Consider the following 17,663-nt stretch of genomic DNA (forward strand, 5'->3'; position numbering starts at 1 on the left):
GGCCGATGAGTTTCGGGGGCTCCGGCGGTCTCCCTGGTGTGGATGCCGTGACCCCGAACGCCCTCGTCCTCCCCGGCCGGATCACCCGCGCCGATGTGCCGGGCCTCTGCGCCCGGCTGGAGGCGCTGCTCAGCGGCGCCCCGGAGGCCGCCGTCGTGGACTGCGACGTCGGCGGTGTCGTACGCCCGGACCTCGCCCTGGTCGAGGCGGTCGCCCGGCTGGGGCTCGTCGCACGCCGGGCCGGTGGCGCCGAGCTGCGGCTGCGCAACGTCCCGCCCGAACTCGGCACGCTGCTGGACCTGGTAGGGCTGGCCCAGGTCCTGGGCGTCGTACAAGCGGCTCCCGAGTGAACCGCGCTCAGCGGGCCACGGCGGTGTCCCGGGCCTCGCCGTAGTCGCAGAGGACCTGCACCACGTATCCGTCGGCGTAGTCGTCCGGCACGTCCTTCAGCGACGGCGCCCAGCCACCCGCCACCAGCAGGGCCCAGCCGATCACCACCGGACGTCTCACACTCACGCCCCGGCATCCAGATGGTCGGGGAGCCCGAACAGCGGGAACCAGCGCGGGGTGTCCAGGAAGCAGTGCATCCCGGTGATGGCACCGTCCGAGATGTCGATGACCTGCACCGCCCACGGCACGAACCCCGGCCCGTCCGGATTCGGCTTGTAGTGCGCGAAGGCCGGCGTCCCGTTCGCCCGGGTCGCCACCAGCCGGGAACCGGCACAGCTCGCGCCGATGCTGAGCATGAAGCCCGTGATGTCGTCGTGCCCCTGGAGCCAGAGGTCGAACGGCGGCATGGTCATCACGGCGTCCTCATGGAGCAGTGCCGTCAGCGCCGCCATGTCGTACCCCTCGAACGCCGCCACATAGCGGTCCAGCAGCTTGCGCTGCTCGTCGTCCAGCGGATTCGCGGGGTCCGGCGCGGTGCTGTCCGTGTCTGAGAGGGTCGCCCGCGCGCGCTGCAGGGCGCTGTTGACCGAGGCGACCGAGGTGTCGAGCAGCTCGGCGACCTCGCTCGCCTTCCACGCAAGGACCTCGCGGAGGATCAGCACCGCCCGCTGCTTGGGCGGCAGATGCTGCAGCGCGGCGACGAACGCGAGGCGCACCGACTCCCGGGCCACGGCCGCCTCCGCCGGGTCGGCCACCGAGGGCAGGATGCGCCCGTCCGGCATCGGCTCCAGCCAGGTGTTCTCCGGGAGAGGGTTCAGCGCGGCCTGGGCCAGCGGGGTCGGGCCGGTCAGATCCACCGGCCTGGCCCGCTTGTTGCCCGCGTTCAGCATGTCGAGGCAGACGTTCGTCGCGATGCGGTACAGCCAGGAGCGCAGGGAGGAACGGCCCTCGAACTTGTCGAAGTTGCGCCAGGCACGCACCAGCGTGTCCTGGACCGCGTCCTCCGCCTCGAAGGCCGAGCCGAGCATCCGGTAGCAGTAACCGGTCAGCTCGACCCGGTGTCCCTCCAGACGGCTGTCGATGTCAGCCGTCGCTGTCTGATCACTCATCGCTCCACCCCTGTTGCGCTGTGACACCGCTCACTCAGCACTGTGGAAGCTACCGCAGGGCACTGACAACCGGGGCGGGAAGCATGGAAACCGCTGCTCAGGTGCCGGGCTTGCGTCCGTAGACGAAGACGTCGTCGCCGTTCCTCAACAGGTTCCAGTATGACTTCGCGTCCGCCGGGCGCATGTTGACGCAGCCCGCCGAACCCGGGTTGTTGTACATGGTCTTGGTGACCGAGTGGAACGCCTGCCCGCCGTCGAAGAACTGGGCGTACGGCATGCGCACGTCGTAGAGCGTCGACCAGTGGTCGATGTTGCGCCAGTAGATCTTCGTCGCGCCGGTCCGCGTCTCCGCGCCGTTACGGCCCGTACGCACCGGCACCGGCCCGAACTTCAGCTTGGACCCGTCCTGGATCCAGCTCAGCTGCCTGGTCAGGTCCACACAGGCGATGCGGCCCTTGTTCGTGGGGCACTTCTTCGCCTTGTTCGGGGTCTTGCCCGCGGCCTGCTGGGCGGTGATCGTCTTCATCGTGCGCCAGGTCACCGGCCCCGCGTAGCCGATGGCCGGGGTGATGCCCTTCGCCACCTGGAACGAGCGGATGGCCTTGCAGTCGGCCGCCGACTGCTTTCCGTCGGCCGTACGCTTCAGCCACTTCTCCACCTGCTTCTGGTACGGCCCCTTCGCCGCCGTGCACGACGCCGCCTGGGCCGCCGTCCCGGTGCCCAGGACGAGGGCCGGTGCGACCACCAGGCCGGCGACGGACAGGACGGCTCCGCGCCGCACCCCTGCGCCGCGTATCTTCCCCATGATTCCCATGTACGCCTGCTCCCCTTCGCGTCGTCCGCGGTCTGTGACTCCGCTTGTTGGACGTGCGCAGGGGAGCGGCGGTTGTGCGGGGCCAGGTCTCAGTTCGGCACAGCTGCCCGGAGCCGCTCCGTCCGGGCCGCCCGGGTCCCGAACAGGGTGATCGACAGGACACCGAGGACCGCCAGGACCCCCAGGGCGACCGTGCCCGCCCAGCCTCCCGCGTGGAAGGCGACGGCGCCGAGCGTGCCGCCCGCGCTGGAGCCCAGGTAGTACGCGGACTGGTAGAGCGCCGACGCCTGGGCGCGGCCCGAGGTCGCCGTACGGCTCACCGAGGACGAGGCGACCGCGTGCCCGGCGAAGAAGCCGGCCGTGATCAGGACGAGCCCGGCCAGGACGGCCACCAGCTGGTCGGCCAGCGAGAGCAGCAGACCCGCGGCCGTCGTGGAGACGGCCAGGTAGAGCGCGCCCCGGCGGCCCAGCCGGGCCACCAGCCGGCCCGCGGCGGCGGAGGAGACCGTGCCGACGAGGTAGACCAGGAAGACCGACCCGACGATGCCCTGCGGCAGGCCGAAGGGCTCGTCGACGAGCCGGTAGCCGATCACCGTGTACACCGCGCCGAACACCGTCATGAACAGCGCGCCGATCGCGTACAGCCGGCGCAGCAGCGGGTCGGAGAGGTGGCCGGTGACGGTCCTCGCCAGGGCCTTCGGATTGAGCGAGGCGGGGCTGAAGTGCCGGGCCCTGGGGATCATGAGGTGGAAGACCACCGCGCAGGCCACCGCGAGCAGCCCGATCGCGCCGAGCGCCATCCGCCAGCCCCACAGCTGGGCCACCCAGCCGGCGAGGATGCGGCCGCTCATGCCGCCGATGCTGTTGCCCGCCACGAACAGGCCGATCGCGGCCACCAGGGCCTTGGGCCGTACCTCCTCGGCCAGATACGCCATCGCGGAGGCGGGCAGTCCCGCCAGCGCAGCGCCCTGGACCGCGCGCAGCGCGATCAGCCAGCCGATCGACGGGGCGAAGGGCACGAGCAGCCCGATCACCACGGCGACCGCCAGCGAGGCGGTCATCATCTGGCGCCGCCCGAAGCGCTCGGAGAGCGCGCTCAGCGGCAGGACACAGAGGGCCAGGGCACCCGTCGCCGCGGAGACCGTCCAGCTCGCCTGGCCGGCCGTCGCGCCGAAGGACGCGGAGACGGCGGGCAGCAGGGCCTGGGTGGAGTAGAGGAGGGCGAAGGTCGCGATCCCCGCCGCGAACAGCGCGAAGCTCATCCGGCGGTAGCCGGGACCACCGGGTGCGAGGCGGTCCGGGACGGTCGGGGAGGCGGCGGCGGTGGATGACGGAACGGCGGCGTCCAGCACGACGGTGGACGCCCCGGTACTGGCAGGAGGCATACGGCGAACGTAGACCGCGGGGTTTCATGCGTCCAATGCATGAAACCCTCATAATCGTTCCCATGGCGCATCAATACAGCTCACAGCCGCGGCTGTCACCGAGCAGTTACGAAGAAGACATCCGGGCGGTCCTCGCGCCACGCCTCGCGTACTTCGAGGCGGTGGCCCGCCACGAGCACGTCACCCGGGCCGCGCACGAGCTCGGCGTGCCGCAGTCGACGCTGTCGCGGGCCATGGTGAGGCTTGAACAGGACCTGGGCGTCGCCCTGTTCGCCCGCCGGGGCCGCACCGTCTCGCTCACCCCCGCCGGCCGCACCTTCCTGGGCTCCGCCGAACGCGCCCTGGCCGAGGTGGAGAAGGCCGCCGACTCCGTACGCGCCGACGCCGACCCCACGGCGGGCAAGGTCGCCTTCGGCTTCCTGCACACCATGGGATCCGAGACCGTGCCCGGCCTGATCCGCGCCTTCCGCGTGGACCACCCCAGGGTCCGCTTCCAGCTCGTCCAGAACTACGGCGAGGCGATGATCGAGCGGCTGCGGGCGGGCGGCCTCGACCTCTGCCTCACCTCGCCCGTCCCCGACGCCCCGGACCTCGTCGCCCGCCGCCTCGACGAGCAGCGGCTGCGCCTGGTCGTCCCCGACGACCACCGGCTGGCGGGCCGCCGGCGCATCCGCCTCGTGGAGGCCGCCGACGAAACGTTCGTCACCCTGGAACCCGGCTACGGGCTGCGGCGGATCACGGACGACCTCTGCGCGGAGGCGGGCTTCACCCCGAGGATCGCGTTCGAGGGCGAGGAGGCCGAGACGCTGCGCGGCCTGGTCGCCGCAGGGCTCGGGGTGGCGCTGCTGCCGCCGCCCGCCGTCGCCCGGCCCGGTGTGGTCGAGCTGACGGTCACCGCGCCGCGCGCCGCCCGCGAGATCGGGGTCGCCTGGCTGGACGGCCACCCCGACACCCCGCCGGTGGCCGCCTTCAAGCGCTTCCTGCTGTCACGCCGGGGAAGCCTGCTGCCCGACTGACCTCCGGGTACGGTGCTCAGCGCCGCAGCGACCGTCCGAAGCCCGCCGCGAGCGGCATCCGCAGCCCCAGCGGCGGCGGAGCCGCGAACGCGTCGGCCACCGGGCGCGCGTAGGACCGCGCGAACAGTGAGCCCCGTACGAAGTCCGAGGCCAGCGCCACCACTTCGGACCGGTGCTGGCGCAACGCGTGCCCGTCCGAGTGGACCTCGAAGCGGCAGGTGTCCCGGTTGGACTTCTTGGCCCGCTCGGCCAGCCGGTAGGAGAGCTCCGGATCGGTCCGGGCGTCGTTCGTGCCGTGCACGATCAGGACCCGGCGCCCCGCCAGGTGCTTCACCGGCTCCGGTTCCGGCTCCGTGCCCTCCGGCAGCCAGGGCGCCATCGCCAGGACGGAGGTGACGGCGGCGTGCCCGGCGCCGCGCAGGGCCGCCCGGCCGCCCATGCCGTGCCCGACCAGGCACACCGGGATGTCCCCGTAGCGGCGTACGACCTCGTCGGCCGCCCAGTGGGCGTCGGCCGCCGGATCCGCGCCGGAGTTCCAGCCCCGGGACCGGTACCGCACGACGTGCACCGCGAGCCCGTCGTCCTGGCCGGCGCGGGCCAGGGTCCGGGCGAACGGCAGCTGCGCCGCGTACGAAAGGGTGGAGGGACGGCGCCGCGAGTCGGTCTCGCCGTCCGGGAGCAGCAGGACGACGCCGCTGACCTCGGGTGCTGCTCCGGCCGTGAGAACGGCCCGTCCCAGCCTGGCGGCAGGCAGGGGAAGTGCGCGCTGTGCCATGACAGAACAGTGTCAGAAGGCCAGGTGTATTCCACCCGGCTTCGCGGTCACTGTTACGCATCGGCGACCAGCGCTCTACGCGCGTAGGCGCTAGAGTGCCCCAATGACGAGCCAGACCCTGAACGTCCCCGGTCCCGACCAGATCCGCCGTGCGCCCAAGGTGCTCCTCCATGACCATCTCGACGGCGGGCTGCGCCCCGGCACCATCGTCGACCTGGCGCTGGAGCAGGGCTACGAGGCCCTTCCCGAGACGGAGCCCGACAAGCTCGGCGTGTGGTTCCGCGAGGCGGCGGACTCCGGTTCGCTGGAGCGCTACCTGGAGACGTTCGCCCACACCTGCGCCGTCATGCAGACCCGTGACGCGCTGTTCAGGGTGGCCATGGAGTGCGCCGAGGACCTCGCCGAGGACGGTGTCGTCTACGCCGAGGTGCGGTACGCGCCCGAGCAGCACCTCACCGCCGGCCTGACCCTCGAAGAGGTCGTCGAGGCGGTCAACGAGGGCTTCCGCGAGGGTGAGCGCCGGGCCCGCGCCGCCGGCCACCGCATCCGGGTCGGCGCCCTCCTCACCGCCATGCGGCACGCCGCCCGCGCGCTGGAGATCGCCGAACTGGCCAACCGCTACCGCGACCTCGGAGTCGTCGGCTTCGACATCGCGGGCGCGGAGGCGGGCTACCCGCCCACCCGCCACCTGGACGCCTTCGAGTACCTCAAGCGGGAGAACAACCACTTCACCATCCACGCGGGCGAGGCCTTCGGCCTGCCGTCGATCTGGCAGGCGCTCCAGTGGTGCGGCGCCGACCGGCTCGGCCACGGTGTCCGCATCATCGACGACATCGAGATCGCCGACGACGGCAGTGTGACGCTGGGGCGCCTCGCCTCCTACGTGCGCGACAAGCGGATCCCGCTGGAGCTCTGCCCGACCTCCAACCTCCAGACCGGCGCCGCGGCCTCGTACGCGGACCACCCCATCGGGCTGCTGAGGAAGCTGCATTTCCGCGCGACCGTGAATACGGACAACCGGCTGATGAGCGGGACGAGCATGAGCCGTGAATTCGAGCGGCTGGTCGACACATTCGGATACACGCTCGACGACATGCAGTGGTTCACAGTCAATGCGATGAAATCAGCGTTCATTCCTTTCGATGAACGTCTGGCGATGATCAACGACGTCGTGAAGCCCGGTTACGCGGAGCTGAAGTCCGAATGGCTCTTCCGTCAGACGGCTGTGACCAGCGGATCCTCGTCCGTCGCGGGCTGAGTGGGCGAAAAGCGTAACGGCCGGGAGCGCCTTGTTCCCGGCCGTTTTCCGTGTCCCGGCATGTTTGCGGGAGGGGTGCGCGGATGACTACGTTGCAGAGCCGCTCACATCCCCTTCCCCAAGGATGAATTTCACATGAAGCAGTCTGCCGTCAGGACCCTCGGTGTCGCCGCTCTCGGTGCCGCTTTCGCCGCCGCCGGCGCGGGCAGTGCCTCCGCCGTCGCCGTGCCCGTCGACGCCGCCGCGGCCGCCCTGCCCGCCGGTGTCGCGCTCGACTCCGTCACCGACGCGCTGCCCGCCGTGCAGAAGGCGGCCGGCGGCCTCCTCGACCAGCAGCAGCGCGGCAGCAGCGACCTCTCGGCCCCCGGCACCAACCTGCTCGGCGGGCTGCCCGCCGGCGGTCTCACGGGCGTCCTGCCGCTCGGCAACTGATCACCGCACACACATGTGGGGCGCACACCCGGACCGGGTGTGCGCCCCACAGGTCTCTCTCCCCGTGGTCCGTACGGTCACCAGGCCGTCGCGGCCGGGCTCTTCTCCGACGGCAGCAGGATCCACAGCGCCAGGTAGAGCAGGAACTGCGGGCCGGGGAGCAGGCAGGAGACCAGGAAGATCACACGCATCGTCCCGGCGGAGGTGCCGAAGCGCCGTGCCAGCGCTGCGCACACTCCACCGATCATGCGTCCGTCACGGGGGCGGGCAAGTGCGGCCATGGTGGGCTCCTTCGCGAACCGGTTCGGGGAGCAGCTCCGTCGTGCTCCCGGTACCTCCATAGTGGCTCCGCGGAGGGGGACAAAGCATCGCTCTACGGTGCGATACCGACCCTGGTAATCGTCGGGGTCGACCCCTGAGGGCCCTCCGCGCGCACCGACCGGGCCCCGATCCGGGACAGGTCACCGGCCCCCGCGCGGTTTCCCCGGCGCAGCCGTGACCGCGACAGCGGGACGACCAGCAGATGTGCCAGCGCGACTCCGGACGTGTTCAGCAGCAGCGAGTCGACGTCGACGACCTGGCCGGGCACCCCCGTCTGCGCCAGCTCGATGGCCATGGAGATCAGGGCGCCCGCCGCGACCGTACGGGCCAGTGAGGCCCACGGGGAGACCAGCAGCCTGCCCCCGGCCATCGGCAGCAGTATGCCCAGCGGAGCCAGCAGCAGAAGACCCTCACCGATGCGGCGTACCGCCTCGGCGGGGCCCAGGGCCAGGTCCGCCCTGATCCCGGCGAACGGCTGGAAGTTCGCGGCCGTCACCCAGGGCACGTCCAGCGGGCGCAGCGTCAGCCAGCAGACGAACAGAAGATGCGCGAGGAGGAGGAATACCCCCGCCGCGCGGAAGCGGATGACGGCCGGGCCGTCCGAACTGTGACGCACGTGCACCAAGACGCCACGACCGGCAGGAACGGTTCCGTCCCGCTCCGGGAAGCCTCTGTGACGAGCGGCACGGCCGCCGGGCCGTGTCCCGGCGGCGCGGAGGGAACGCCCCGGGAAGCTCAGGACAGGCCGACGGCGCCCAGCGTGGGCACCTCGCCCGGCAGGCTCTTCGTCTCCGACGTGCACAGGTACCCGCGCGGGGCGTAGTTGCCCGGCCCGCCCAGCAGCACCGAACCCCCGGAGCCCAGCGACTCGCTGTCCGCGTACGTGCACACCACCTGCGCCAGCGCCTCCGCAGGCAGGTCGTCCGGCTGCTCGCTGAGACGCAGCGTGCCCTCCGGGTCCCCCTTGTGGGCGCCGGTGACCCGCAGCCCCGCCGGGACGTCGGTGGAGAAACCGGCGCGCCGCTCGGCGGCCTCCGGGTCGCGCTGCAGCTCACCGAGGAGCTCCTGCGCGATCATGAGCGGCCCGGACCGCGACTCGTCGAACTCGACCGTGCGCTCCACCGTCACCAGCTGCGACGCGCAGACCAGATAGACCGGTACGGAGACACTGCCCGCCGGCGGCGCGGTGGCCTCCGCGGACGCCGTGCGGCACGGCATCCGGGACGGGGCGGCCCCGGCGTCGACCGGCACCGACGTGCTGCGGATGCCGCAGCCCCCGGCCAGCGCCGCACAGGCCACGACGGCGGCCAGCGCGGCGACGGCCCGGCCGGGCCGTCGCAGGACCTCGCGGGGTGCGCCGTAGGACCGCTCGCTGCGCCTCACGTGGCGTCACCCTTCTCGTTCCCGTCCGGGTCGTCGTCCGGTCCCTGCGTGCCGGTCAGCCGCTCCGCGTCACGCGGGAGCCGCAGCACGAAGACCGCGCCCTCGCCGTCCGGCAGGTTCGAGGCCCTGATGTCACCGCCGTGGATGTGCGCGTTCTCCACCGCGATGGAGAGGCCGAGCCCGCTGCCGTCGGAGCGCGGGCGGGAGGCGCTGGCCTTGTAGAAGCGGTCGAACACGTGGGGCAGGACCTCTTCGGGGATACCGGGGCCGTGGTCACGTACCTCGATGACCAGGTCGTCCTCGTCGGTCCGTACGGACACCCGCACCGGGGACCCGCCGTGCTTGAGCGCGTTGCCGATCAGGTTCGCCAGGATCACGTCGAGGCGGCGCGGGTCGAGCCGCACCATGATGCCGCGCTCCGCGTCCAGATCGACCGCGTCCAGCCAGGCACGGGCGTCGATGCAGGCGGTCACCTGGTCGGCGACGTCGACGGTGTCCAGGACGAGGCGGGCCGTACCGGCGTCGAAGCGGGTGACCTCCATGAGGTTCTCGACGAGGTCGTTCAGCCGCCGGGTCTCGCTCACCACCAGGTGCACGGCCGGGGCGATCATCGGGTCCAGGCTGTCCGCCTCGTCCTCCAGCACCTCGGCGACCGCCGTGATCGCGGTCAGCGGGGTGCGCAGCTCGTGCGACATGTCGGCGACGAACCTGCGGCTCGACTCCTCCCGGGCGCTCATGTCCGCGACCTTCTTCTCCAGGGAGCTCGCGGCCTTGTTGAACGTATGGGAGAGATCGGCGAGTTCATCGGTGCCGGAGACCACGAGACGGGTGTCGAGCTTGCCCTCGCCGAGTTTGCGGGCCGCGTCGCCGAGCCGCTGGACCGGCCGCAGCACCGTCGTCGCCGCCGCCTGGGCGAGGAGCGCCGAGCCGACGAGAGCCAGCGCGGTGGCGATGCCGAGCGACCAGGCCAGCGAGTTGAGGTCCTCGCGCTCCTGGTCGAGCGACTTCAGCATGTACCCGGCGGGCCCACCGCCGATGATCTTCGTCCCGGCCACCAGGTAGGGGGTGCCGCCCACGGTCGTACGCTGCCAGAACAGGTGGTACTCAAAGGTGTTGGCCGACGTCAGCGGCTGCTTCTTGTTCACCTGCCTCTGGAGCGAGGCCGGTACGTCGGCCTTGGTGAAGGAGTCGAGGTCGGAGGAGCCGGTGACGGGCTTGCCCTCGCGGGTGCCGATCAGCAGCACGTGGTAGCCGGGGCCGCTGCTGGCCATCTGCTCGGCGGCGTCCCTCAGGTCGACCGCCGTGGGCTGCAGCGGCAGCGAGGCCGCCTGGGTCTGCATCTGGCGGCGGAAGTCCCCCAGGGCCGTGTCCTGCGTACGCGTCAGGACCGCTTCGCGGTTGAGCCAGTACGCGATGCCCGACGCGGACACCGCCGCCGTCAGGGCCACCAGCGCGAACACGATCAGGAGCCGCAGCCGCAGGCTGGTCCAGCGAAGACCCGCGAGTATGGAACGCTTCGCGGTATCGCTCACTGAGGCGAGTCCAGCCGGTAGCCCACGCCCCGCACGGTACGGATCAGGGTCGGTGAGGACGGCACGTCCTCCACCTTCGCCCGCAGCCGCTGCACACACGCGTCCACCAGACGCGAGTCACCGAGATAGTCGTGCTCCCACACCAGGCGCAGCAACTGCTGCCGGGACAGGGCCTGTCCGGGCCGGCGGCTCAGCTCCAGCAGGAGTCGCAGCTCGGTCGGCGTGAGCTGCAGGTCCTCCCCGTTCTTCGTGACGGTCATCGCCGAACGGTCGATGACGACACTTCCGAACGTCGCCGAGTCCGTGGACTCCCTCTCCCCACGGCGCAGGACCGCGCGGATACGGGCATCGAGCACCCGGCCCTGCACGGGTTTCACCACATAGTCGTCCGCGCCGGACTCCAGTCCCACCACGACGTCGATGTCGTCGCTGCGCGCGGTCAGCAGAATGATCGGCAGTTGGTCGGTCCGCCGGATACGCCGGCACACCTCGAAACCGTCGATCCCGGGCAGCATCACATCCAGCACCACCAGGTCAGGCCGCTGCTCCCTGAGCAGCTCAAGGCCGTCCTCTCCCGTCGCCGCGGTGGCCACACGGTGGCCCTGGCGTGACAGCGAGAGTTCCAGGGCTGTGCGGATGGCGTCGTCGTCCTCGATCAGCAACAGGAAAGGCACAGGGGCCATTCTGGCCCATGGTGGTGCCACCTTTCGACAGTCCCCCCGACTTGATCCGCCGGCCCGGGCCCCGACATGCCCTGTGACAGCCCTGTGACAGTCGGGGGACAGCGCCATGAAACTGCCCCGGCAAGCTCATTGGCAGACGGAACGAACGGACTCCACCGATGGGGGGCGCCAGATGAACGCACTGCACAGCACCACCTCAAGCGCAGTTGTCACGCGCCTTCACGACGTCGGGCGGAGCCCGGAGAAGTCCGGCGTCGGGGGACGGGGGCGTGCACGCGGCGCCGGGCGTCAGCACTCGTCGTATCTGACGATGGTTGACGCGGCCACGGGGGAGAACGGGGGAACCGCGTACGGGGAGGGCTCGGGGGAGCGGAAGCCCCTGGACCGGCCGGAGGACGCCGAAGCGGCGTTCACCGCCTACGTCCAGGAGCGCCGTGCCTCCCTGTACGCAACCGCCTACCACCTGACCGGCGACCGGTTCGAGGCCGAGGACCTGCTGCAGAGCGCCCTCTTCTCGACGTACCGGGCGTGGGACAGGATCAGTGACAAGGCGGCCGTCGGCGGCTACCTCCGCCGCACCATGACCAACCTGCACATCAGCGCGTGGCGCAGGCGCAAGCTGAACGAATACCCGACCGAGGAGCTGCCGGAGACGGTGGGCGACACGGACGCGATGCGCGGCACGGAGCTGCGGGCGGTGCTCTGGCAGGCGCTCGCGCGGCTGCCGGAGCTCCAGCGCACGATGCTGGTCCTGCGCTACTACGAGGGCCGCACGGACCCGGAGATCGCGTCGATCCTCGACATCAGTGTCGGCACGGTGAAGTCGAGCATCTGGCGGTCCCTCCGCCGGCTGCGCGAGGACGAGGTCCTCAGCTTCGGCCGTGACGAGGAGGAGTCCTTCGGCGAGCTGGTGGCCTGAGGTCTACGGGGGGACACGGGGAAAACGGGGGATACGGGGATAGCGGGGGGACACGGGGGAAAAGCCGCGGCTTCGGGGGAGGCTGCGGTACGGGGGAGAGCGCAGCGGGGGCGGACAGGCCGGGGGGTCCTGTCCGCCCCCGCCGCGTTTCCCCGGTGCGTCGTCACCCGGCCGGTGCCGCCCCGGCGCGTCACCCGGCCGGTGTCGTCCCGCCGAGGCGCCCGGGCCCGCTCCCGGGGGTCAGTTCGGTACCCGGCTCCGCGGGGTCCGGCAGCGTCCCGCCGCGGCGTCGGCCAGCCGGCCCAGGGCCTCCTGCTTGGCGCAGGGGTATGCGCCCAGCGCCGCCTGACGGGCCACGATGCGGCGTTCGGCGCGCATCAGGCGCCACCCCCGGCGCAGCAGGAACGGGACCGACTTGCGGCCCTCGCGCAGATCCCGCACCAGCCGGCGGCGGAACGTCGTCGACGGCCGGCCGCGCAGGCACAGCGCGTCGGCGAGCAGCCCCAGTTCCCGGCAGCGCTCCACGATGTCCGCCGCGAAGATGCCCTCCGCGACGAAGAGCGGCGTGCGCTCGATGTCGAGCGTCTCGCGGCCCGTCCGCGAGCTCGTGGCGATGTCGTACAGGGGAACGGACGTACGCCCCGTGCGGCACAGCTCCGCTATGGCCGCGACCGCGCCGTCCGCGTCCCAGGAGAGGGCCGAGTCCCAGTCGATGTCGGCGCTGCCGGTGACCCGCGGCAGTGTCGGATCGTTGAACTCCTTGTAGAAGTCGTCCAGGCGTAGCACCGGGAGACCGCTGCGGGCCGCGAGGGACGACTTGCCGGAGCCGGACGGACCGGCGAGCAGCACGACGCGCGTGGGGATCGGTTGGGAACTCACAGAACAGAAGTGTGAGGCATTGACCCGCGTAGGGGATCCCCGGGAGGTCCTGTTGGTATCGAGCATCACACCTCAACTACTCTGCGCGCACGGATGATTACCCGACACGTCCCGATCAGGTGGGAAAACATGGCACGTCATGCACTGTCCAAGCCCCGGAAACGCACCCTGCTGCGCGCCGGTCTGACCCTCACCGCGCTGGGCGCGGCGCTCGGCGCGGGAGGCGCGGCGGCCCAGGCGGCACCGCTGCCCGCCCCGCCCGCGACCGGCTCGGACACCGCCGACAGCACGCTGGGGGCCGTCAACGAGGCGGCGGAGCCCGCGCTGAACAGCGTGCTGGGTTACGGGATCGTGGGGGCCGTCAAGCCCATCACCGACCTGCAGCTCGACCCGCTGGCCGGGACCGGGGTCGACCCCCTGGACAACGCGGTGGGGACCCAGATCGCCGACTTCAAGCCCGTCACCACGGCGCTGGTCACCGACCCGCTGACCAGCGGTGCCGCGCTCGGTGATCTGCCCGTCGTCGGAGAGGTGACCGGTCTGATCACCGGCTGATCCGACGGGACATGGCTGTGGGGCCGCCCGGAGGCGGCCCCGCACCCGTGCGAGAGGTCAGTACGAGGAGCCCGATGCCCCGAGGGCGCCCGTGGGGTGCCAGACCGTCTTCGTCTCCAGGAAGGCCGTCAGCCGGCGCGTACCGGGATCGGCCGACCAGTCGTCGCCGTCCACAGCCTGTGGACGAGTGGCGCTGTGCGCCTCCTTCTCGGGGTGGTGGTGGGAGACGGAAGGGCGGGAGACGCGCTTCAGGTTGTCGGCCGCCGCGATCTCCAGCTCCTTGGCCAGCTCCGCGTCGGCGCCCGTGAGGTCGATGCCGTTCACGTCCTGGTGGGAGGCGAGCGGCGCGGCGATCTCCGCCGTCTTCCCGGACAGGATGTTGACGACTCCGCCCGGCAGGTCGGAGGTCGCCAGGACCTCGCCCAGCGAGAGCGCGGGCAGCGGGGCGTCCGCCGAGGCGATGACGACCGCGGTGTTGCCGGTGGCGATCACCGGGGCGATCACCGACACGAGGCCCAGGAACGACGACTTCTGCGGAGCCAGCACCGCGACGACACCGGTCGGTTCCGGGGTGGAGAGGTTGAAGAACGGGCCCGCGACCGGGTTCGCCCCGCCCACGACCTGGCCGATCTTGTCCGTCCAGCCCGCGTACCAGACCCAGCGGTCGACCGCCGCGTCGACGACGGCCGCCGCCTTGGACTTCGACAGCCCCTCGGCGTCCGCCACCTCCCGTACGAACTGCTCCCGGCGGCCCTCCAGCATCTCCGCGACGCGGTAGAGGATCTGCCCGCGGTTGTACGCGGTGGCGCCCGACCAGCCGCCGAACGCCTTGCGCGCGGCCACGACCGCGTCACGCGCGTCCTTGCGGGAGGACTGCGGGGCGTTCGCCAGCCACCTGCCCTTGGAGTCGCTCACCTCGTACACCCGGCCGCTCTCGGAGCGGGGGAACTTGCCCCCGACGTACAGCTTGTAGGTCTTGAAGACGCTCAGTCGCCCGTCAGACATCGAGGTAGGCCTCCAGACCGTGACGGCCGCCCTCGCGGCCGAAGCCCGACTCCTTGTATCCGCCGAACGGCGAGGTCGGGTCGAACTTGTTGAACGTGTTGGCCCAGATGACACCGGCCCGGAGCTTGTTCGCCACCGCGAGGATGCGGGAGCCCTTCTCCGTCCAGATGCCCGCCGAGAGGCCGTACTGGCTGTTGTTGGCCTTCGCGACGGCCTCGTCCGGCGTACGGAAGGTCAGCACCGACAGCACCGGGCCGAAGATCTCGTCGCGGGCGACGGTGTGCGCCTGGGTGACCCCGGTGAAGAGGGTCGGCGCGAACCAGTAGCCGGACGAGGGAAGTTCGCACGGAGCGGACCATCGCTCGGCGCCCTCCGCCTCCCCGGTCTCGACGAGCGCGCTGATCCGGGCCAGCTGCTCCGCGGAGTTGATCGCGCCGATGTCGGTGTTCTTGTCCAGCGGGTCGCCGAGGCGCAGCGTGGACAGCCGGCGCTTGAGGGCGTGCAGCACCTCGTCGTGCACGGACTCCTGTACGAGGAGCCGGGAGCCCGCGCAGCAGACCTGGCCCTGGTTGAAGAAGATGCCCGTGACGATGCCCTCGACGGCCTGGTCGACCGGGGCGTCGTCGAAGACGATGTTGGCGCCCTTGCCGCCCAGTTCGAGCGTGGCCTTCTTGTCCGTACCGGCGATCTGCCGGGCGATGGCCTTGCCGACGGCGGTCGAGCCGGTGAAGGCGACCTTGTTCACGTCGGGGTGCTCGACGAGCGCGGAGCCCGCGTCGCCGTAGCCGGTCAGGATGTTGACGACGCCCTTGGGCAGGCCCGCCTGGCGGCAGATGTCCGCGAAGAACAGCGCGGAGAGCGGAGTCGTCTCCGCCGGCTTCAGCACCACCGTGTTGCCGGTGGCGAGCGCCGGGGCGATCTTCCAGGCCAGCATCAGGAGCGGGAAGTTCCACGGGATGATCTGGCCGGCCACACCCAGCGGGCGCGGGTTCGCCCCGTAGCCCGCGTGGTCCAGCTTGTCGGCCCAGCCCGCGTAGTAGAAGAAGTGCGCGGCGACCAGCGGGAGGTCCGCGTCGCGGGTCTCCTTGATCGGCTTGCCGTTGTCCAGCGTCTCCAGGACGGCCAGCTCACGGCTGCGCTCCTGGATGATCCGGGCGATGCGGAACAGGTACTTGGCGCGCTCGGAGCCGGGCAGCGCCGACCACTTCTCGAACGCCCTGCGGGCCGCCTTCACCGCGCGGTCCACGTCCTCGGCGCCTGCCTGCGCGACCTCGGAGAGCACCTCCTCGGTGGACGGGCTGACGGTCTTGAAGACCTTGCCCTCGGCGGCCTCGGTGAACTCACCGTCGATGAACAGGCCGTACGAGGGAGCGATGTCGACGACGGAGCGGGACTCCGGAGCCGGTGCGTAGTCGAATGCGGATGCCATGGCGTATCAGTCCACCGTCACGTAATCGGGGCCGGAGTAACGGCCGGTGCTGAGCTTCTGGCGCTGCATCAGCAGGTCGTTCAGCAGGCTGGAGGCGCCGAAGCGGAACCAGTGGTTGTCCAGCCAGTCCTCGCCCGCCGTCTCGTTCACCAGGACGAGGAACTTGATCGCGTCCTTGGTGGTGCGGATGCCGCCCGCGGGCTTCACGCCGATCTGGACGCCCGTCTGCTCGCGGAAGTCGCGTACGGCCTCCAGCATCAGCAGCGTGTTCGCGGGAGTGGCGTTCGTGCCGACCTTGCCGGTCGACGTCTTGATGAAGTCCGCCCCGGCCAGCATCCCGAGCCAGGAGGCCCGCCGGATGTTGTCGTACGTGGACAGCTCACCGGTCTCGAAGATGACCTTCAGCCGCGCGGAGCCGCACTCGGCCTTCACGGCGACGATCTCCTCGTACACCTTGAGGTAGCGGCCCGAGAGGAAGGCGCCGCGGTCGATCACCATGTCGATCTCGTCGGCCCCGGCCGCCACCGCGTCGCGTACGTCCGCGAGCTTGACGTCCAGCGCGGCGCGTCCGGCGGGGAAGGCCGTCGCCACGGACGCCACCTTCACCCCGGAGCCGGCCAGCGCGGCGACGGCGGTGGCCGCCATGTCGGGATAGACGCAGACGGCCGCGGTGCGCGGGGTCGTGCGGTCGGTGGGGTCGGGGTTCACCGCCTTGGCGGCGAGGGCCCGGACCTTGCCCGGGGTGTCCGCGCCTTCCAGCGTCGTCAGGTCGATCATCGAGATGGCGAGATCGATCGCGTACGCCTTGGCGGTCGTCTTGATCGAACGGGTGCCGAGGGAGGCCGCGCGTGCTTCGAGGCCGACCGTGTCGACGCCGGGCAGCCCGTGCAGGAAGCGGCGCAGCGCACTGTCGGACGCCGTCGCGTCGGCGAATGCAGGAGCAGTGGTGGGCATGGTCACCACATGAGCATATCTACGCGCGTAGCGACCTGTACAGGGGGCTCCCCTTTTCCGCGCCCTCCACGGACCCTGCCGGGCCTCTCCGCGACCCGCGCGGACCGTCAGGCAGAATCGGGACCATGACGAGCCCCACACCCCCCGCCGAGCCCGCCCACGCCGACCGGACCTACCGGTCGGGCGCCGGGCTGGTCAGCGGCGCGCTGCTGATCCTGCTGGTCGGCTGGATCGGCGGCGACGCGGTGGTCCAGGGCAAGGGATGGGTGCCGTGGCTGGCGCTGGCCGCGCTGCTGACGGTGATCCCGCTGATCGTGGCCTTCACGCTGAGGCCTGCCGTGTTCGCCGACAAGGAGCGGCTCCGGATCCGCAACCCGTTCCGCACGGTCGTGCTGCCCTGGACGGACGTCTCCACCGTGCGCGCCGCGTACTCCAGCGAGGTCTTCACCCACAGCGGCGAGAAGTACCAGCTGTGGGCGGTCCCGGTCTCGCTGCGCGAGCGCAAGCGGGCGGCCAGGAAGGCCGGCCAGCAGGCCCACGACGACCCGTACGGCCGGACCTCCGTCCACGCCGACGTCCGAGACTCCCAGGCCCGCGCGGCGGCCGCCGACCGCACGGTCGAGGACCTGCGGGAGCTCGCCGAGGGAGCCACCGCCCGCAAGGAACCGTCCACGGTCACCGCGTCGGTCCGCTGGGCCTACGAGGTGATCGCCCCGGCCGCCGTCGGCGCGGTGCTGCTCGTGGTGCTGCTGGCGATCGGCTGACCACGGCCGGGTCCACGCGATACGGACGCGCGGTGCGGCGATCGTCGGATCAGCTGTCGT

At 71.5% G+C, this 17,663-nt stretch carries 21 protein-coding genes; 7 read left to right on the forward strand and 14 right to left on the reverse strand.

Translation table 11 applies throughout. The features are described 5' to 3' along the window. The first annotated feature begins 5 nt into the window (after window positions 1-5). Entirely contained in the window at window positions 6-350 is a 345-nt protein-coding gene (locus tag JKV81_RS30820; RefSeq protein WP_202078928.1) for an STAS domain-containing protein, read from the forward strand. Window positions 351-357: 7 nt separating this feature from the next. Here the strand turns inward: JKV81_RS30820 and JKV81_RS30825 are convergent, their stop codons facing one another. The 4 genes from JKV81_RS30825 to JKV81_RS30840 form a co-directional block, all read right to left on the reverse strand. Then, window positions 358-516: a hypothetical protein gene (locus JKV81_RS30825; RefSeq protein WP_202078930.1), complete on the reverse strand. Its 159-nt coding sequence runs from the start codon at window positions 514-516 to the stop codon at window positions 358-360. Beyond that, a complete protein-coding gene (locus JKV81_RS30830; RefSeq protein WP_124274358.1) occupies window positions 513-1,499 on the reverse strand; it encodes a sigma-70 family RNA polymerase sigma factor in 987 nt (328 codons plus the stop codon). The genes JKV81_RS30825 and JKV81_RS30830 overlap by 4 nt, the downstream gene beginning before the upstream one ends. Before the next feature lie 97 nt (window positions 1,500-1,596). Next, window positions 1,597-2,313, reverse strand: a complete 717-nt coding sequence (locus JKV81_RS30835; protein ID WP_124274359.1) for a L,D-transpeptidase family protein — start codon at window positions 2,311-2,313, stop codon at window positions 1,597-1,599. Window positions 2,314-2,402: 89 nt separating this feature from the next. Beyond that, entirely contained in the window at window positions 2,403-3,698 is a 1,296-nt protein-coding gene (locus JKV81_RS30840; protein WP_129265175.1) for an MFS transporter, read from the reverse strand. A gap of 62 nt (window positions 3,699-3,760) precedes the next feature. On the opposite strand from JKV81_RS30840, the gene JKV81_RS30845 reads away from it, so the two are divergent. Next, complete coding sequence (locus JKV81_RS30845) at window positions 3,761-4,714, forward strand: LysR family transcriptional regulator (protein ID WP_124274361.1); 954 nt, start codon at window positions 3,761-3,763, stop codon at window positions 4,712-4,714. Between the two features lie 16 nt (window positions 4,715-4,730). On the opposite strand, the gene JKV81_RS30850 is transcribed toward JKV81_RS30845, so the two are convergent. Continuing rightward, a complete protein-coding gene (locus JKV81_RS30850; RefSeq protein WP_202078932.1) occupies window positions 4,731-5,489 on the reverse strand; it encodes an alpha/beta hydrolase family protein in 759 nt (252 codons plus the stop codon). A gap of 103 nt (window positions 5,490-5,592) precedes the next feature. Here JKV81_RS30850 and JKV81_RS30855 point away from each other — a divergent pair, with 103 nt between their 5' ends. Further along, a complete protein-coding gene (locus JKV81_RS30855; protein ID WP_202078933.1) occupies window positions 5,593-6,747 on the forward strand; it encodes an adenosine deaminase in 1,155 nt (384 codons plus the stop codon). A 135-nt stretch (window positions 6,748-6,882) separates the two neighbouring features. Beyond that, window positions 6,883-7,179, forward strand: a complete 297-nt coding sequence (locus JKV81_RS30860) for a hypothetical protein (protein ID WP_099173698.1) — start codon at window positions 6,883-6,885, stop codon at window positions 7,177-7,179. A 77-nt stretch (window positions 7,180-7,256) separates the two neighbouring features. On the opposite strand, the gene JKV81_RS30865 is transcribed toward JKV81_RS30860, so the two are convergent. From JKV81_RS30865 to afsQ1, 5 genes are all read right to left on the reverse strand, one after another. Beyond that, the gene (locus tag JKV81_RS30865) at window positions 7,257-7,460 is read right to left on the reverse strand and encodes a PspC domain-containing protein (protein ID WP_099173697.1); all 204 of its coding nucleotides are present in this window, start codon (window positions 7,458-7,460) and stop codon (window positions 7,257-7,259) included. Between the two features lie 92 nt (window positions 7,461-7,552). Next, window positions 7,553-8,122, reverse strand: a complete 570-nt coding sequence (locus JKV81_RS30870) for a VanZ family protein (protein WP_129265178.1) — start codon at window positions 8,120-8,122, stop codon at window positions 7,553-7,555. A gap of 113 nt (window positions 8,123-8,235) precedes the next feature. Next, window positions 8,236-8,883 carry a hypothetical protein gene (locus JKV81_RS30875; protein WP_129265179.1) on the reverse strand — a complete coding sequence of 216 codons (648 nt, stop codon included), beginning with the start codon at window positions 8,881-8,883 and terminating at the stop codon, window positions 8,236-8,238. Then, complete coding sequence (locus JKV81_RS30880) at window positions 8,880-10,415, reverse strand: ATP-binding protein (protein ID WP_202078934.1); 1,536 nt, start codon at window positions 10,413-10,415, stop codon at window positions 8,880-8,882. The genes JKV81_RS30875 and JKV81_RS30880 overlap by 4 nt, the downstream gene beginning before the upstream one ends. Next, window positions 10,412-11,089, reverse strand: coding sequence for a two-component system response regulator AfsQ1 (gene afsQ1, locus JKV81_RS30885; protein ID WP_015578482.1), 678 nt, complete (start codon window positions 11,087-11,089; stop codon window positions 10,412-10,414). The genes JKV81_RS30880 and afsQ1 overlap by 4 nt, the downstream gene beginning before the upstream one ends. A gap of 181 nt (window positions 11,090-11,270) precedes the next feature. On the opposite strand from afsQ1, the gene JKV81_RS30890 reads away from it, so the two are divergent. Then, a complete protein-coding gene (locus tag JKV81_RS30890; protein ID WP_124274366.1) occupies window positions 11,271-12,017 on the forward strand; it encodes a SigE family RNA polymerase sigma factor in 747 nt (248 codons plus the stop codon). Window positions 12,018-12,257: 240 nt separating this feature from the next. On the opposite strand, the gene JKV81_RS30895 is transcribed toward JKV81_RS30890, so the two are convergent. Further along, a complete protein-coding gene (locus tag JKV81_RS30895) occupies window positions 12,258-12,962 on the reverse strand; it encodes a uridine kinase family protein (protein ID WP_129265181.1) in 705 nt (234 codons plus the stop codon). Window positions 12,963-13,025: 63 nt separating this feature from the next. On the opposite strand from JKV81_RS30895, the gene JKV81_RS30900 reads away from it, so the two are divergent. After that, window positions 13,026-13,451, forward strand: a complete 426-nt coding sequence (locus JKV81_RS30900) for a hypothetical protein (RefSeq protein WP_099173692.1) — start codon at window positions 13,026-13,028, stop codon at window positions 13,449-13,451. A gap of 57 nt (window positions 13,452-13,508) precedes the next feature. Here the strand turns inward: JKV81_RS30900 and JKV81_RS30905 are convergent, their stop codons facing one another. From JKV81_RS30905 to deoC, 3 genes are read right to left on the reverse strand one after another with little or no spacing between them, the layout of a single operon-like run. Continuing rightward, complete coding sequence (locus tag JKV81_RS30905) at window positions 13,509-14,456, reverse strand: aldehyde dehydrogenase family protein (protein ID WP_129265182.1); 948 nt, start codon at window positions 14,454-14,456, stop codon at window positions 13,509-13,511. Then, window positions 14,449-15,885, reverse strand: a complete 1,437-nt coding sequence (locus JKV81_RS30910) for an aldehyde dehydrogenase family protein (protein WP_099173690.1) — start codon at window positions 15,883-15,885, stop codon at window positions 14,449-14,451. The genes JKV81_RS30905 and JKV81_RS30910 overlap by 8 nt, the downstream gene beginning before the upstream one ends. Before the next feature lie 6 nt (window positions 15,886-15,891). After that, window positions 15,892-16,839 (reverse strand): deoxyribose-phosphate aldolase, encoded by a 948-nt coding sequence (gene deoC, locus JKV81_RS30915; protein WP_202078938.1) that lies wholly within the window; start codon window positions 16,837-16,839, stop codon window positions 15,892-15,894. Window positions 16,840-16,964: 125 nt separating this feature from the next. On the opposite strand from deoC, the gene JKV81_RS30920 reads away from it, so the two are divergent. Beyond that, window positions 16,965-17,603, forward strand: a complete 639-nt coding sequence (locus JKV81_RS30920; RefSeq protein WP_129265183.1) for a PH domain-containing protein — start codon at window positions 16,965-16,967, stop codon at window positions 17,601-17,603. Window positions 17,604-17,663: the final 60 nt, after the last annotated feature.

It is taken from the genome of Streptomyces silvae (genome assembly GCF_016745505.1).
Lineage (GTDB): Bacteria > Actinomycetota > Actinomycetes > Streptomycetales > Streptomycetaceae > Streptomyces > Streptomyces silvae.

What these genes read in the sequence shown, in the direction of transcription:
- deoC (WP_202078938.1), bottom strand. Translation starts at nt 16,839, where the DNA reads ATGCCCACCACTGCTCCTGCATTCGCCGACGCGACGGCGTCCGACAGT.
- JKV81_RS30840 (WP_129265175.1), bottom strand. Translation starts at nt 3,698, where the DNA reads ATGCCTCCTGCCAGTACCGGGGCGTCCACCGTCGTGCTGGACGCCGCC.
- JKV81_RS30850 (WP_202078932.1), bottom strand. Translation starts at nt 5,489, where the DNA reads ATGGCACAGCGCGCACTTCCCCTGCCTGCCGCCAGGCTGGGACGGGCC.
- JKV81_RS30830 (WP_124274358.1), bottom strand. Translation starts at nt 1,499, where the DNA reads ATGAGTGATCAGACAGCGACGGCTGACATCGACAGCCGTCTGGAGGGA.
- JKV81_RS30920 (WP_129265183.1), top strand. Translation starts at nt 16,965, where the DNA reads ATGACGAGCCCCACACCCCCCGCCGAGCCCGCCCACGCCGACCGGACC.
- JKV81_RS30905 (WP_129265182.1), bottom strand. Translation starts at nt 14,456, where the DNA reads ATGTCTGACGGGCGACTGAGCGTCTTCAAGACCTACAAGCTGTACGTC.
- JKV81_RS30890 (WP_124274366.1), top strand. Translation starts at nt 11,271, where the DNA reads ATGAACGCACTGCACAGCACCACCTCAAGCGCAGTTGTCACGCGCCTT.
- JKV81_RS30865 (WP_099173697.1), bottom strand. Translation starts at nt 7,460, where the DNA reads ATGGCCGCACTTGCCCGCCCCCGTGACGGACGCATGATCGGTGGAGTG.
- JKV81_RS30910 (WP_099173690.1), bottom strand. Translation starts at nt 15,885, where the DNA reads ATGGCATCCGCATTCGACTACGCACCGGCTCCGGAGTCCCGCTCCGTC.
- JKV81_RS30855 (WP_202078933.1), top strand. Translation starts at nt 5,593, where the DNA reads ATGACGAGCCAGACCCTGAACGTCCCCGGTCCCGACCAGATCCGCCGT.
- JKV81_RS30895 (WP_129265181.1), bottom strand. Translation starts at nt 12,962, where the DNA reads ATGCTCGATACCAACAGGACCTCCCGGGGATCCCCTACGCGGGTCAAT.
- JKV81_RS30845 (WP_124274361.1), top strand. Translation starts at nt 3,761, where the DNA reads ATGGCGCATCAATACAGCTCACAGCCGCGGCTGTCACCGAGCAGTTAC.
- JKV81_RS30900 (WP_099173692.1), top strand. Translation starts at nt 13,026, where the DNA reads ATGGCACGTCATGCACTGTCCAAGCCCCGGAAACGCACCCTGCTGCGC.
- JKV81_RS30835 (WP_124274359.1), bottom strand. Translation starts at nt 2,313, where the DNA reads ATGGGAATCATGGGGAAGATACGCGGCGCAGGGGTGCGGCGCGGAGCC.
- JKV81_RS30860 (WP_099173698.1), top strand. Translation starts at nt 6,883, where the DNA reads ATGAAGCAGTCTGCCGTCAGGACCCTCGGTGTCGCCGCTCTCGGTGCC.
- JKV81_RS30820 (WP_202078928.1), top strand. Translation starts at nt 6, where the DNA reads ATGAGTTTCGGGGGCTCCGGCGGTCTCCCTGGTGTGGATGCCGTGACC.